9 protein-coding genes are annotated in these 14,431 nt (G+C 74.0%); 4 read left to right on the top strand and 5 right to left on the bottom strand.

Annotated features, from left to right (window positions below):
* Window positions 1–63: 63 nt before the first annotated feature.
* Both ABD343_RS34155 and ABD343_RS34150 read right to left on the bottom strand, forming a co-directional pair.
* On the bottom strand, window positions 64–1,104 hold the full coding sequence (locus tag ABD343_RS34155; RefSeq protein WP_344533954.1) for an isoafricanol synthase: 1,041 nt from the start codon (window positions 1,102–1,104) through the stop codon (window positions 64–66).
* A 145-nt stretch (window positions 1,105–1,249) separates the two neighbouring features.
* The gene (locus tag ABD343_RS34150) at window positions 1,250–1,762 is read right to left on the bottom strand and encodes a hypothetical protein (RefSeq protein WP_344533952.1); all 513 of its coding nucleotides are present in this window, start codon (window positions 1,760–1,762) and stop codon (window positions 1,250–1,252) included.
* Here ABD343_RS34150 and ABD343_RS34145 point away from each other — a divergent pair.
* The 3 genes from ABD343_RS34145 to ABD343_RS34135 all read left to right on the top strand — a co-directional run bounded on the left by ABD343_RS34145 (window position 1,734) and on the right by ABD343_RS34135 (window position 7,439).
* Window positions 1,734–4,268: an ATP-binding protein gene (locus ABD343_RS34145; protein ID WP_344533950.1), complete on the top strand. Its 2,535-nt coding sequence runs from the start codon at window positions 1,734–1,736 to the stop codon at window positions 4,266–4,268. The two genes, ABD343_RS34150 and ABD343_RS34145, sit on opposite strands and share 29 nt — an antisense overlap.
* A 134-nt stretch (window positions 4,269–4,402) precedes the next feature.
* Window positions 4,403–4,900 carry a hypothetical protein gene (locus tag ABD343_RS34140; RefSeq protein ID WP_344533948.1) on the top strand — a complete coding sequence of 166 codons (498 nt, stop codon included), beginning with the start codon at window positions 4,403–4,405 and terminating at the stop codon, window positions 4,898–4,900.
* Between the two features lie 109 nt (window positions 4,901–5,009).
* Window positions 5,010–7,439 carry a glycoside hydrolase family 95 protein gene (locus ABD343_RS34135; RefSeq protein WP_344533946.1) on the top strand — a complete coding sequence of 810 codons (2,430 nt, stop codon included), beginning with the start codon at window positions 5,010–5,012 and terminating at the stop codon, window positions 7,437–7,439.
* A gap of 21 nt (window positions 7,440–7,460) precedes the next feature.
* Here the strand turns inward: ABD343_RS34135 and ABD343_RS34130 are convergent, their stop codons facing one another.
* Both ABD343_RS34130 and ABD343_RS34125 read right to left on the bottom strand, forming a co-directional pair.
* On the bottom strand, window positions 7,461–9,533 hold the full coding sequence (locus tag ABD343_RS34130) for an N-acetylmuramoyl-L-alanine amidase (protein WP_344533944.1): 2,073 nt from the start codon (window positions 9,531–9,533) through the stop codon (window positions 7,461–7,463).
* Window positions 9,534–9,711: 178 nt separating this feature from the next.
* Window positions 9,712–10,884, bottom strand: coding sequence for an aminoglycoside phosphotransferase family protein (locus ABD343_RS34125; RefSeq protein ID WP_344533942.1), 1,173 nt, complete (start codon window positions 10,882–10,884; stop codon window positions 9,712–9,714).
* 287 nt (window positions 10,885–11,171) lie between these two features.
* Between ABD343_RS34125 and ABD343_RS34120 the strand changes: the two genes are divergently transcribed.
* Window positions 11,172–12,662 carry a DNA-binding protein NsdB gene (locus ABD343_RS34120; RefSeq protein ID WP_344533940.1) on the top strand — a complete coding sequence of 497 codons (1,491 nt, stop codon included), beginning with the start codon at window positions 11,172–11,174 and terminating at the stop codon, window positions 12,660–12,662.
* 114 nt (window positions 12,663–12,776) lie between these two features.
* Here the strand turns inward: ABD343_RS34120 and ABD343_RS34115 are convergent, their stop codons facing one another.
* Complete coding sequence (locus ABD343_RS34115; protein ID WP_344533938.1) at window positions 12,777–14,264, bottom strand: PP2C family protein-serine/threonine phosphatase; 1,488 nt, start codon at window positions 14,262–14,264, stop codon at window positions 12,777–12,779.
* Window positions 14,265–14,431: the final 167 nt, after the last annotated feature.

Genomic DNA, 14,431 nt, shown 5'->3' with positions numbered 1-14,431 from the left:
CACCGTCAGCCGGGCCGGGCCGCCCGGCGTGCGCACGCCCCCGGCCGACGTCGGCCCACGGGCTCAGAGAAGCCCCGTCCACGGGCGCGGTCTGCCGTGTGCCACGGCGCCGGTGCCCGTGTCCGCGTAGCGCGGGGTCTCCAGCGACCACGAGAGGTTCCCCCGCATCAGCGCCCGCATCGCGTCCGTGTACCGCGCGACCCCGTGCCGTACGGCCGGTGCCGCGGACTCGCCGTCCAGGAACGCCGGGAGCGCCGCCGCCAGTTGCTGGAAGCGCGCGACGCGCGCGTTGGCCAGCCGCGCGACCCGCCGCACCGCCTCCTCCATCGAGCAGCCCGCGCGGGAACGCAGCACCAGCACGCTGTTGTTCACGTCGTCCGCGGCCAGCTCCTTCTCCAGCGACACCAGGTCGTTGACGAACAGTACGACGTCCGCCGTCAGTTCGCGCAGCACCGCCACCGGCAGCGCCCCGTGCAGCGCGTCCGGCACCGAGTAGCCCCCGCAGCGCTCGGCCAGGTCCAGGCACGGCTGCACGCCTATCGAGCGCCGCCGCAGGGACAGGAAGTCGGCCAGCGACAGCGTCGCGCCGGACGTGCGGTGCCGCGCCTCCCACTCGTACGCGCACAGGTACTCGCGCCAGTGCGCGCGGAAGCGGCGCCTCCAGTGGTCCGGCATCCCGGCCGTCGCGCGCACCCACACGTCGCGGAACGCCGCCGCGAGCGGACCCGCCCGTACGGTCGCCTCCCGCGGCCCGTCGTCAAGCGCGCACAGCAACGCGTCCACCAGCGGGGGAATCCGCGCCGGAGAGCGTCCGAGGGTGGTGTCGAACTGGTCGTCGAAGACGAAGAACCAGCCGTTGAGGTCCGTCGCCAGCTCCAGGTCGTCCGGGGCGGCGTCCGGGTAGAAGTAGGCCATCAGCCTTTCCAGCCGCAGCGCGTCGTATTCCCGCGTCGCGGCCGTCCCGGACAGCAGCCCGAACGCGGCCAGCCAGTCGAGGGTGTGCCGCCGGGCACGCCCCGCGGCCTTGTTGAGCGGATCGGGGAAGGGGATGTCGAGCAGCGCCGCCCGCTGGTCGCGCAGGGAGCGATGTGGTTCACCGTTCATGTTCCGCAGTGAAACCCACGTCACCAGCCCCGGCCATACGCCCCTCTCCCGGCGCGCGGTGCACCGGTGTGCGCCACTGGCGTGCGGCGAAGGATGTGCGCACCCCGCGCGGGAAGTGCGGAGGAAGTGCCGCCGATATCCGCGCTCACCGCAACTGCGCCTGCCCGGCGGCGTACTCTCGGCCACACCTGCCCGATGGAGTAAGGACAAGGATGTGACGCGGAAAGCGGGCCGCCCGGCACCTCCGGGCCCGACACTGCTGGAGCGGGACACGGAACTCTCCGCCATCGAGCGGCGGCTGGCCGAGCTGTGCGGCGAGCCCGGCGCCGCCACGGGCATACGGACCGGCGGCGTCGTCGCCTTCGCCGGAACGGCCGGCGCGGGCAAGACCACCCTCCTCGGCGAGGCACGCACCCGCGCCGCCGCCCACGACTGCACCGTTCTGTACGCGCGCGGCGGCGAACAGGAGCAGGAGTCCGCCTTCCACGTCGTCCGCCAGCTCGTCCAGCCCGTCCTCGCGGCGGCGGACGACGAGGAGCACCGCGAGATCCTCGGCGGCTGGTACGACATCGTCGCCCCGGCCGTCGGCCTGGTCGCCCCCCACCGGCGGCAGCCCCGACCCGCAGGGCGTGCGCGACGGGCTCGACTGGCTGGTCACCCGGTTCGCGGTGCGCCACAACCCGGTCGTCGCCGTCATCGACGACATCCACTGGGCCGACCCGCCCTCCTTGGCCTGGCTCACCGGCTTCGCGCCCCGCGCCGCCGAACTCCCCATGCTCTTCGTCCTCGGCTACCGCCCCGAGGACCTGCCCCGCGACGCCGGAGGCTTCCGCCGCGCCGTCGAGCGCGACGGCACCAGGCCGTACGAACTCGCCCCGCTCAGCGCCGGAGCCGTCGCCCGCATGGTCCGCGAGCGCCTCGGCGACGACGCCGACACGGCCTTCTGCCACGAGTGCTGGGCCGTCACCGGCGGCAGCCCCTTCGAGGTGACCGAACTGGTCGCCCGCTCCTTCGACCAGGGGCTCAAGCCCCAGCCCGACAACCTGACCCAGCTCCGCGAACTCGCCTCCGCCGTCAAGGGCGAGGGCTTCATCGAGGCCCTGCGCCGCCTCGGCACCTCCTGCGTACGCCTCGGCTGGGCCGTGGCCGTCCTCGGCGCCGAGGCCACCCTGCCGCTGGCCGCGAGCGTCGCCGGGCTCGGCCGGGAGGAGGCCGCCCACGCCACCGCACGGCTCCGCGAGGCGCGCATCTTCCGCGCCGCCGCGGCACCGGGCCACGAGCCCGCGGCCCGCGCCCTCTCCCGGGTGCCGCCGCGCGACGGCGAACCCCTGGAGTACGGCCACCCGCTCCTCGCCACCGCCGTCTACCGCGCCATCCCCGACAACCTGCGCACCGCCCTGCACGGCCAGGCCGCCGCCTCCGTGACCGCCGCGGGCCTCGGGCCCACCGTCTCGGCGCGGCACCTGCTGGAGATCCACCCCGACGGCGACGCCTCCGTCGTCGAGGAGCTGCGCCAGGCGGCGCGCGAGTACCTGGCCTCGGGAGCGCCCGAGGCCGCGCACCGCTGCCTGGGCCGGGCGCTGCGCGAGCCGCCCTCGCTGGAGGACCGGCCCCGGGTGCTCTACGAGTTGGGCACCTCCGCGCTGCTCAACGCACCCGCCGCCACCGTCAACCACCTCCGCGCGGCCCTGGAGGAGCCCGCGCTCACTCCCGGACTGCGCGTCCAGGTCGTCTACCGCCTCGCGCAGGCCCTCGGGCACACCGACCGGATGGGCGAGGCGGCCCGCACGCTGGAGGCCGAGGCGCGCAACGCGACCGACACCCGCACCCGGCTGCGCCTCCAGGCCGAGCTGTTCCTGCGGAACGCCTTCCGGGCCGACGAGGAGGACAGCCCCGCCCGCTCCCGCAAGCTCGCCCGCCTCGCCGGGCACCTCACGGGACGCGGCATGGCCGAGCGCTGGATCCTCGGGCTGCGCGCCTGGGACGCCATGGTGCGCGGCGAGCCGACCTCGGTCGCCCTGCACCACGCGGAGGAGGCCCTCGGCTCCGGTCTGAGCTGGACCGACGAGGAGTGGGGCTTCGAACTGCCCGTGATGGTCGCGCTCACCTTCATGTACTGCGACCAGCCGGGGCGCGCCGAGGAACTCTTCAAGGCCGGCATCGACGAGTGCGAGCGCAAGGGCTGGCGCGGCGGCCACCTCTCGTTCGGCTTCACCCTCCTCGGCTACATCCGCTACCGGCGCGGCCGCCTCACCGACGCCGAGGACTTGGTCCGCGCGGGCCTCGGCATCGCCGACAAGGTCGGCAACCGGGTCCCGGCGCAGTGGTTCGCCGTCGGCATCCTCATCGAGGTCCTGATCGCCCGCGGCCAGCTCTACGAGGCGCAGCGCGTCGCCGAGCACTACGGCTTCGGGCAGGTCACCCCCGACGCCGTGATCTACCCCGACTCCCAGACCGTCCACGCCGAACTCCTCCTCGCCAGCGGACTCCGCGAGGAGGCCGAGGCCCAGCTCACCGCCGTCGGGCGCAGGCTCGACCCGCGCGGCATGCGCAACCCGGCCTGGTGCCCCTGGCAGCTCCGGCTGGCCGACGCGCTCTCCACCACGGAGCCCGAGCGCGCCGCCCGTACCGCCTGGGAGGCCGTCGAGCGGGCCCGCCGCTTCGGCGCGCCTTCGGCCATCGGGCAGGCCCTGCACGTCTCCGCGCTGGTGAGCACGGGCGCGACCCGGCTGGAGCGGCTGCGCGAGGCCGTGAGCCACCTGGAGCGCTCGCCCGCCGCGTACGAGCTGGCCAGCGCCCTCGTCAGCCTCGGGGCGCAACTGCGCAGGTCAGGGCTGCCGCAGGACGCCGCGGACGGGCTCTACCGCGGCCTGGAGGGCGCCACGCTGTGCGGCGCCCCGGCGCTCGCCGCGCGTGCCAGGGACGAGTTGTCCGCCGCGGGGCTGCGCCCCCTCCAGCTCCGGGAGGACGACACCGACACCCTCACCACCCAGGAACGCGCCGCGGCGCAGGGCCTCGTGCGCGGGCTGCCGCTGGGGCGCATCGCCGAGGAGCTGTCGCTCACCGAGGGCGCCGTCCGGCTGCTGCTCTCCGGCGTCTACCGCAAACTGGGCACCGACCCGGCCGGGCTTCCGGGCCTGCTGGCCCGCCGCCTGGGGAGGTAGCCGGTCCTGGGCCGCTTCCCGGGGCCGACCGCTTCCCGGGACCGACCGCTCCCCGGGACCGGGACCGCTTCCGAGGAGAGTCCGTACGGGGGTACGGCGCGTGACCGCGCGAGGCGGCCACGTACTATTGCGGCATGTCGTTCCTCCGCCGTCGCAGCGCCGCCGTGCCCGCGGGCCCGGACTTCGATGTCCTGGCCATGGACCCGACCGACTGGCCGGGAAATCTCAGCGCCGGACTGCTTCCCGCACCCGACGGCACCTGCCAGGGCGTCTTCCTGCGGTACGACCTGTTCGGCGGCCGGGGCCCCGCGATGGTCATCGGCAATCTGCCCGAGGGCTCGCCCGCCCGCGAGGTCGCCGAGGGGCAGGTCCCCTTCGAGGTCACCCAGCTCCTGGCCGCACTGGAGAACGACGAGCCGGTCGAGGTCCTCGGCTCCGAGGACGACCCGGTGATGCACGAGGACAACCTGCTGATCGTGCGCCGCGTGAAGCTCTCCGAAGACCGCATCGCCTGCGTCCAGTTCGACCGCAGCGACGGCGTCCTCGTCACCATCGCGAGCTGGGACCGCCCGATCACCAACGATCTGTACGCGCTGCTGAAGCCGCTGCCCGCGGAGATGTTCCAGCAGTAGCTCTCCGCAGTGGTCCTGCCGGGACCCTTGCCGGGCTTTCATCGGATCTCTAGCCTGTCGGCTGCCCGATCAGGTCGCGATCCGCGCTGCCCGCAGGAGGCCCTGGACGATGAACGGCGTGTCCCGTAGAACCGCGGTCAAGTCCGTACTGGGAGGCGGTGCGGCGCTGGCCGCCGGTGGCCTGGCGCCGCTGCCGGGCGCCTCCGCCGCGCCCCCGCCGGAGGACCGCAAGCCCTCCGATGAATTCACCCTCTGGTACGACCGCCCCGCCTCCGACTGGGAGACCGAGGCCCTGCCCGTCGGCAACGGGGCCATGGGCGCCATGGTCTTCGGCACCGTCGCCGCCGAACGGCTCCAGTTCAACGAGAAGACGCTGTGGACCGGAGGCCCCGGCTCCGAGGGCTACGACCACGGCGACTGGCACGAGCCCCGCCCCGGCGCCCTCACCGGCGTCCAGGACGCCATCGACGCGGAGGGCAAGGCCGACCCGGAGAAGGTCGCCGCCGCGCTCGGCCGGCCGAAGACCGGATACGGCGCCTACCAGACCTTCGGCGACCTCCGGATCGACGTCCCCGGAGCACCCGAGAAGCCCACCGGCTACCGCAGGGAGCTGAGCCTCGGCGACGCCCTCGCCCGCGTCGCGTACGCCGACGGCGCCGCCACGTACCGGCGCGAGTTCTTCGCCTCCCACCCCGCGGGCGTCCTCGCGGGCCGCCTCACCGCCGACCGCCCCGGCCGGATCTCCCTCACCCTCCGCCTCACGTCCCCGCACGAGGGCACCACCGCGCGCGCCCGCGACGGCCGGATCACGCTGCGCGGCACCCTCAAGGACAACGGACTGCGCCACGAGGCGCAGCTCCAGGTCGTCACCGAGGGCGGCACCCGCACCGACGGTGACGACGGCTCCGTCACCGTGCGCGACGCCGACGCCGCCTGGTTCGTCCTCGCCGCCGGGACCGACTACGCCGACACCTTCCCCGACTACCGCGGCGAGGACCCGCACGCCAGGCTCACCGCCGCCGTCGAAGGAGCCGTCCGGCAGGGGTACGAGCCGCTCCGCACCGCCCATGCCGCCGACCACCGCGCCCTGTTCGACCGCGTACGCCTCGACATCGGCCAGTCCGTGCCCGACGACGTGCCCACCGACGCGCTGCTCAAGCGCTACACGGGCGGCGAGGGCCCCGCCGAACGCGCCCTGGAGGCGCTGTACTTCGCGTACGGCCGCTACCTCCTCATCGCCTCCTCCCGCCCCGGCTCGCTCCCCGCCAACCTCCAGGGCGTGTGGAACCACAGCACCGAGCCCCCGTGGTCGGCGGACTACCACACCAACATCAACCTGCAGATGAACTACTGGCCCGCGCACACCGCCAACCTCGCCGAGACCGCCGAACCCCTGCACCGCTACATCACGGCCCTGCGCGCCCCCGGCCGCAGATCGGCGGAGAAGCTCTTCGGCTCGCGCGGCTGGGTCGTGCACAACGAGACCACCCCGTACGGCTTCACCGGCGTCCACGACTGGCCCACCGCCTTCTGGTTCCCCGAGGGCGCCGCCTGGCTCTGCCGCCATCTGTACGAGCACTACCTCTTCACCCGCGACACCGGCTTCCTCCGCACCACCGCCTACCCGGCGATGAAGGAGGCCGCCGCGTTCTGGATCGACAACCTGCGCACCGACCCGCGCGACGGCCTGCTCGTCGCCACCCCCAGCTACTCGCCCGAGCACGGCGACTTCACCGCGGGCGCCGCCATGTCCCAGCAGATCGTGCACGACCTGCTCACCAGCACCCTGGAGGCCGCCCGCGCCCTCGACGCCGACGGCGGCCTCCGGCGCGAGCTGCGCGGCACCCTCGACAAGCTCGACCCGGGGCTGCGCGTCGGCTCCTGGGGGCAGTTGCAGGAGTGGAAGGCCGACCTCGACGACCCGGAGGACGACCACCGGCACGTCTCCCACCTCTACGCGCTGCACCCCGCGGCCCGTATCGAGCCCGGCAGCGAGGAGGCGAAGGCCGCCGAGGTCTCGCTCACCGCGCGCGGCGACGGCGGCACCGGCTGGAGCAAGGCGTGGAAGGTCAACTTCTGGGCCCGGCTCCGCGACGGCGACCACGCCCACACCCTGCTCCGCCAGCTCCTCCGGGAATCGACCCTGCCCAACCTCTGGGACACGCACCCGCCGTTCCAGATCGACGGCAACTTCGGCGGCACCGCCGGCATCGCCGAGATGCTGCTCCAGAGCCGGCCCGGCACCCTCGACCTGCTCCCCGCGCTCCCCGCCGCCTGGCCCGAGGGCAGCGTGCGCGGCCTGCGCGCCCGGGGCGACGTCACCGTCGGCGTCGACTGGAAGGACGGCGCCCCGCGCACCGCCACCCTCCGCGCCGGGCACGACGGCACGCTCCGCGTCCGCGGCTTCCCCGGCGCCGCCTCGGTCCGCGACCGCACGGCCCGCCGCACGGTCCGCGTACGCGACGAGGGCGGCGGCACCTTCGTGCTCACCGCCCTCGCCGGGCACACCTACGCCGTCACCGCACGGGGCGCCGGCTGACGGGAGATCAGCGGACGGGCGTCAGCGCCCCTTGACCACTCGGACGTCGTCCGCGCGGACGAACGCCACCCGGTGGCCGAGCTGGATCTGGTAGTACGTCAGCTTGCCGCGCACGACCTTGAAGTTCTTCGCCTCCGGGTCGAAGTCGACGGCGTAGAGGTACGCGCCGCGGGTCTTGAGGCCCGCGGCGTACCGCTCGCCCTTCTTGACCTTGTACGGCAGCGCCACCAGGTCCTGCACCGGCACGCCCTCCGGGTACGCCTCCTTCTCCGGGTACGCGCGGCCGTAGACCGGGATCTCGTCCTTGCCGGGCTTCGGCTCGACGAGCGTGCCCCGCGCCGGGACGGCCGTCGGCTCGTCCTCCGGGTTGTGGAACCAGGCCTTCTGGCCCAGGTACCAGATCGCCGTCCAGTCGCCCTTCCGGTCGGCCACCGCGTACTTCTGCCCGGTGGTCGCCCGCGCGCCCGTGTCGTTCACCCCGGTCGTCGACGGGGAGCCGTCCGGGCGCAGCCCGACGTCCTTGACGAGCGGCGCGTCCGAGTCCGGCGCGCTGTGCAGCCGCACGGCCGAGGAGCCGTGCGCCTTGCAGGGCTTGCCCGCCCCGTCGCAGCCGGTGAAGACGGGCTTGTGCTCGTCGTAGTCCGGCGCGATGGTCACCAGCCCGCTCCCCGGGCCCGCCTCGGGCGTGAACGGCTTGCCCATCAGGGCGAAGTAGTGCTGCCAGTCCCAGTACGGGCCGGGGTCGGTGTGCATCCCCTTGATCGCGGCGGGCGTCGTCCCCGGCACGTTGTCGTGCCCGATGATGTGCTGGCGGTCCAGCGGGATGCCGTACTTCCGCGACAGGTACTTCACCAGGCGCGCCGACGAGCGGTACATCGCCTCCGTGTACCAGGCGTCCGGATCGGTCAGGAAGCCCTCGTGCTCCAGGCCCACCGAGGTCGAGTTCACATACCAGTTGCCCGCGTGCCAGGCGGTGTCCTTGTTGCGCACGTGCTGCGCGACATGGCCGTCGGCGGAGCGCAGGGTGTACTGCCACGAGACGTACGTGGGGTCCTGCACGAGCTTGAGGGTCTTCTCGTACGTCTCCTCGGTGTCGTGCACCACGATGTAGTCGATCTTCTGGGACTTCGGCCTGTTCGTCCTGTCGTGGTTGCCGTAGTCCTCCTCGCCCTCGTCGTTCGTGTACTTCTCGTACGGCGCGGGCAGCCACTCGCAGTCCACGCTGCGGGGGCACTCCACGGGGCCGCGCGCCCGGTCGGCCCGCGTCCTCTCGGGGCGGAGCCCCGGCGCGGACTTGAGCGTGAGACGCTCGCCCGCGTCGTTCGTCCGCGCCTGGCCCTCGCGCAGGGTGGCGAACACGTCATCGGCGAACGAACTGCTCTCGCGGGCGGCGTCCTTGCCCCCGGCGCCACCCGAAGCGCCACCCTCCGGGTACGCGGCCACCGCGCCGTACCAGTCGGCGGGATCGGCGCTCAGCGGGCGGCCCAGCTTCTTCTGCGCCGCGGCGAGCAGCGCCGCGCCACCCCGGACGTTCGCCGCCGGGGACGTGCGCAGCTTCTCGCGCGACAGTCCGGTCAGCTTCGACGCCCGCTCCAGGGTGCGCAGCCGCGCGGGGAGCTTCTCGATCCCCGCCGTCTTCTCCGCCGCCCTGGCCTCGGGCGTACGCGCCGGGCGCGCGCTGTCCCCGCGCGCGTCCTCGGAATCGGCGTGATGCCCCTGCGCACGGGACCGGGCGAGCGCGCCCTCGGCATCGGTGAGATGCATCGGGCCGTAGCCCCCAGAGACGCTCGGGGCGCCCCGGTGGGTGTCCCAGCGGGACTGGAGGTACGAGACGCCCAGCAGCACGCTCTCCGGCACCTTGTAGCGCTGAGCGGCCTCGCTGAACTGCTTCTGGAGCGAGGCGTCCGCCCCGCCCGCCGCGTCCGCCCTGTCTGCTGAGTCCGCCCCGCCCGGCGCGTCGGCGGCTGCCGTGGGACCTCCGGTCAGCAGCGGGAGCACGAGCGCCGCGGCCGCGATTCCGGCCGCGGCGCACCGCGCCACGCGGCGGTCCGGCGTGCCGACGGGTCTTGTGGGGTCACGGAAGGATCCTGGCAATGCGGCCTCCTCGGACGGGGCGCCCTGGCTGTCCAGGGGCGCGAGCAGACCAGAGGTACCGGCTTGCCGACGATCCGTCAATCATCCCGGGGAGGCGGGAAGTCGCACGTCAGCCACATGCCCCCGGCCGCGAGGGGCCCACCCCGGGCGCCACCGGTCCAGACCGGTGACGCCCCGCTCAACGGGTGCCGACCGCGGCACGCACCGCCCTGCGGGCCATCCCGCAGTCGTCGTGCAACCGGCGCAGCAGCAGCCGCTGCTCCTCGCCGGTGGGCATCGCCCCGGGACGCGCCGGGCCACCACCGGAGGCCCCCGGCACGGGCGGGGAGGGATCGCGCATGGTGCGCTGCACCGCGGTTTCGTACCGCCGGATCTCGCGCGTGAGGACGAGCATCAGATTCACCAGAAAGGCGTCGCGCGCCGCGGGCCCGGACGCCTGTGCGAGCTGGCTGATCTGGCGGCGCGCCAGCGGCGCGTCACCCAGCACGGACCAGAGCGTCGCCAGGTCGTACCCCGGCAGATACCAGCCCGCGTACTCCCAGTCGACCAGGGCGGGGCCGGTGGGGGAGAGCAGCACATTGGTCAGCAGGGCCTCCCCGTGGCAGAACTGCCAGGGGACGCCGGAGCGCCCGGGACCGTGCGCCAGGCCGTGCAGCAGCTTCTGGAGATCGCCGAGGTCGCGGTCGGTGAGCAGGCCCAGCTCGTGGAAGCGGGTGATGCGCGCCGCGTAGTCCACGGGCTGCTTGAAGAGCGAGGCCGGGGGCTGCCAGAGCCCGATCCGGGAGAACGAGCCGATCACCGCCCGCAGCTCGCTCCGGGTCGGCGCCTCGAACGGATGGCGCCGGGCCGCTGCCGGACGCCCCGGCATCCGCTCGATGACCAGCGCGCACGCGTCGGGGTCGGCCGCGACCAGCCGGGGCACGCGGACGGGTGGGCGGTGCCGGACGAACGCCCGGTACGCCGCTATTTCGTGCCGGAACCGCTCGACCCAGGCAGGGGAGTGGTCCAGCAGGCACTTGGCCACGACCGGGTTGCGCCCCGCCGTGCCGGCCAGCAGCACCGTGCGGCCGTGGCGGCGGAGCATCTGCACGGGGTTGAAGTCCGGACAGATCCGGTGGATCGAGACGATGGCGGCGCGGAGCTGAGCGCCCTGTGGGCCGGACAAGTCCAGTCTCCCGCTGGGGGCTTGGGACACGGTGCCGTGCGCACGCCGATGCGGTCCTGACCCGGGGGCGTGCGGGCTGCCCGTACGCGGCGGGTCGGACGGGAGGGCGGCCGGGGCCCTGCTGCTGAAGGGCTGCGGGACGCGCGGCCGGGGCGGTGCGGACACGGGGGACGTTGCTGGATACATGGGCGAGCAGGATCCCTTCGTGCGCCGACGGGTTACTGCGCCCCCGGCCCGACGGCCGACCTGTGCACCCTGGGGAATGCGGGTCGGCGACAATGGCCCCGGTGATTCGGCGGACGGTCCGAGGACAGTCCGCTCCGGTCCCGACCGGGCCGGGGTGGCGCGTTCCTACAGGACACCCGCGCGCGGGTGGCACACCATCTGGCGAACCCTGGCGAACCCTGGCGAATGCTCGCCGCGCCGTTGTGAGGAAGTTACTGTCAACTCAGCCGAGAACCTGGGGGCTTGACGTGACAAAGGGACCCAACGCACGCCTCGCGGACCTCTTCGGCCTCGCCGGCTGGTCCAAGGGCGAACTCGCCCGGCTCGTGAACCGGCAGGCGGCGGCCATGGGCCATCCGCAGCTCGCGACGGACACCTCGCGGGTGCGGCGTTGGATCGACACGGGGGAGACCCCGCGCGATCCGGTGCCGAAGGTGCTGGCGGCCCTTTTCACCGAGCGACTCGGCCGTGTCGTGACCATCGAGGATCTCGGGTTCAGCAGGCCGGGGCGAGCGGGGAAAGCGCAGTCCGTGGAAGGGCTGCCCCTGCCGCCCGGGCAGGTGGCCGCGGTCCTCACCGAATTCACGGGAATGGACCTCATGCTCAACCGACGCGGCTTGGTGGGCGCGGGCGCCGCGCTCACCGCAGGATCGGCACTCAGCGGTGCCATGCAGGGCTGGCTCGCCACGGACCCGGCGGCGGCCGCCGGGATGGACGCCCTGGGCCGGGCCGAAGGCCTGGCCCACGCGGACCAGGCCTCCTTCGACCGGTACGAGGCGGCGCCCGTGGGCGCCCAGGAGATCGACGCACTGGAGCGTTCCGTCGAGGTCTTCAGGGCCTGGGACGCCGCCAGGGGCGGCGGCCTCCAGCGCAAGGCGGTGGTCGGCCAGCTCAACGAGGTGGGGGGCATGCTCGCCTATCACCATCCGGAGGCGCTCCAGAAGCGCCTGTGGGGCGTCGCGGCGAACCTCGCGGTGCTCGCCGGATGGATGTCCCACGACGTGGGCATGGAGCCCACCGCGCAGAAGTATTTCGTGATCGCGGCGCACGCCGCGCGGGAGGGCGGCGACCGGCCGCGGGCCGGCGAGGCGCTCTCCCGGGCCGCGCGCCAGATGGTGCACCTCGGCAGGCCGGACGACGCGCTGGACCTGATGAAGCTCGCCCGCTCCGGCTCCGGCGAGGAGGCGCTGCCGCGCACCCGCGCCATGCTGCACACCATCGAGGCGTGGGCCCAGGCCTCCATGGGCCGCGGCCAGGCCATGCGGCGGAAGCTCGGCGAGGCCGAGGAGCTGTTCGCCTCGGACAAGGGCGATGTGCCACCGCCCAGTTGGATGCAGATGTTCGACGAGGCGGATCTGCACGGAATGCAGGCCCTCGCGTTCCGTACGCTGGCGGACCACGAGCCCGTGGCCGCCAGGAAGGCCGAGCACCACGCCAAGAGGGCCCTCGCGCTGCGCGAGGGCGGCCGTCAGCGTTCGAAGATCTTCGACTACATCTCGATGGCCTCGGCGTGCTTCATCGGCGACGACCCGGAGCAGGCCGACCGTTACGCCCGCTTGGCGCTGCTGACGATCAGTGAGAATTCCTCGCACCGCACCTGGGACCGCCTCCGCGAGATGTACCGCCTCACGGGGCAGTACGCGGGCTATCCGAAGATCCAGGACCTGCGCGCGGAGATCCAGGAAGCGCTGCCGAGGGCTCCCCGGTCGTCGAAGGGGAAGGGAGTCAAGTCGCTGTGACGGCCCCGGGCCCCGCCCGGTCCGTACGGCTGTCCGTACCACCGCCTGCACCACTGCCCGGACAACCGCATATCGGTTCCGCCGCCTGCCCGCTCGTGCGTGTGCCCCAGCGGGTCAGGGTGTCACGCGCGCGATCAGGACGCAGGCGTCGTCCTCGCGCTCCCTGTCGCCGAACTCCTCGGCGATGGCGCGGACGCACTCCTGCGCTGTGCGCGCGGAGGCGAAGCGGGGGGCGAGGGCCAGCAGGCGCTCCGCGCCCGTCGGCGGCTCCTCCTCGTCCTGGCCGCCCAACTGGGTGCTGCGCGGTGCGAGTCCGTCGGTGTGGAGCACCAGCAGATCGCCGGGCTCCAGCCGCTCGGTCCGCTCGCCGTACGAGGCGCCGGAGGTCACGCCCAGCAGGACGCCCTCGGGCCGGTCCAGCACGCGCCCGGTGCCTTCGCGGAAGAGCAGCGGCGGCGGGTGGCCGGCCTGGGACCAGGTGAGGGTGCGCTCCCCCGGGTCGTACCGACAGCAGACGGCGCTGCCGAGGGCGGGCTGGGCGGCGGAGTCGAGGAGCTGGTTGAGGTGGCCCATCAGGGGGCCGGGGCCGATCCCGGCCACCGCCATGCCGCGCACGGCGCCGAGCAGCATCGCCATGCCGGAGGTCGCCGTGACGCCGTGCCCGGTGAGGTCGCCCGCCGTGAGCAGGGTGGCGCCACCGGGCAGCTCCAGCGCGTCGTACCAGTCGCCGCCGATGAGGGCGCCGGTCGCGGAGGGCAGATAGTGCGCGGCGAGATCCAGCGCGCCGGACGCCTGACCGTCGCCGTGCGGGAAGCGGGGCGAGCCCCGCCACGGCGGGAGCACGGCCTCCTGCAGCTCGACCGCGAGCCGGCGCTCGGTCTGCTCGATGTGGCGCTCGCGCTGGAGGGAGTCCCGGGTCTCGCTCACGGCGCGCTCGCTGCGGCGCAGCTCGCTCACGTCGCGCAGCACGGCCCACATGGAGGCGGTGCCCCCGTCCTCGTCGAGCACGGGCTCGCCCACCATGTGGAGGCTGCGGACCGAGCCGTCCGGGCGGACGACGCGGAACTCCTGGTCGATCGCCCTGCCGTCCACGAGACAGTCCGTGACGGCGGAGGCCAGCACGGCCTGGTCCTCGGAGACCACCCAGGACGGCAGCTCGTCCAGCGAGAGGGGGCCGTCGGCCTTCGTCCTGCCGAAGATGCGGAACAGCTCGTCGGACCAGGAGACCTCGTCCGTCAGCAGATTCCAGTCCGCGCTGCCCACGCGGCCGACGAGGGAGGAGGGGCGGGGCACCGCGCCGTACGCAGCGGCGGGGGTGCCGTCGGAGCGGCGCTCGCGCCCGGCGGGGTCGGCGGGCAGCCCGTCCCGGAGCTGGTCGAGATGGCCGCCGAGGTCGTCGAGCTGGTGGACGGCCAGCTCGCACAGGGCGCGCTGCCAGCGGTGGCGGGGGTCCGGGGAGCCGTCCTCGGCCTCGTCCGGCGTGCCGCGGCGCACCGCGTCGACGCCTCCGCGCAGCCTGCGGGCCTGAGTGATGAGGGCGTCAAGGGCGCCGCGCTCGGGCTGCGGCACGGCTGAGCGGTCCGCATGGAGGTGAGACGGCATTGGGGTCTCCGATACGGGTGAGGGCTGGTTACGACTTTCGCACAGGCTGCGACCGTGCGTAAGGGATTTGGCGACACACGATCCGGTGGTGCACATGGCATATGTCAGCGGCGTGTCGGACGCCCGTTCGGGCATACCCGGGCCGGTTCGGCGCCGGTTCGGGGCGA

The organism is Streptomyces albiaxialis (assembly GCF_039530985.1).
Taxonomy (GTDB): domain Bacteria; phylum Actinomycetota; class Actinomycetes; order Streptomycetales; family Streptomycetaceae; genus Streptomyces; species Streptomyces albiaxialis.
The sequence above is the reverse complement of the archived record's forward strand: the minus strand, read 5'-3'. Positions and strand labels throughout refer to the sequence as shown.

Excerpts from the sequence above, each read along its gene's own strand:
- ABD343_RS34155 (WP_344533954.1), bottom strand. The coding sequence starts at position 1,104 with ATGAACGGTGAACCACATCGCTCCCTGCGCGACCAGCGGGCGGCGCTG.
- ABD343_RS34140 (WP_344533948.1), top strand. The coding sequence starts at position 4,403 with ATGTCGTTCCTCCGCCGTCGCAGCGCCGCCGTGCCCGCGGGCCCGGAC.
- ABD343_RS34135 (WP_344533946.1), top strand. The coding sequence starts at position 5,010 with ATGAACGGCGTGTCCCGTAGAACCGCGGTCAAGTCCGTACTGGGAGGC.
- ABD343_RS34125 (WP_344533942.1), bottom strand. The coding sequence starts at position 10,884 with ATGTATCCAGCAACGTCCCCCGTGTCCGCACCGCCCCGGCCGCGCGTC.
- ABD343_RS34115 (WP_344533938.1), bottom strand. The coding sequence starts at position 14,264 with ATGCCGTCTCACCTCCATGCGGACCGCTCAGCCGTGCCGCAGCCCGAG.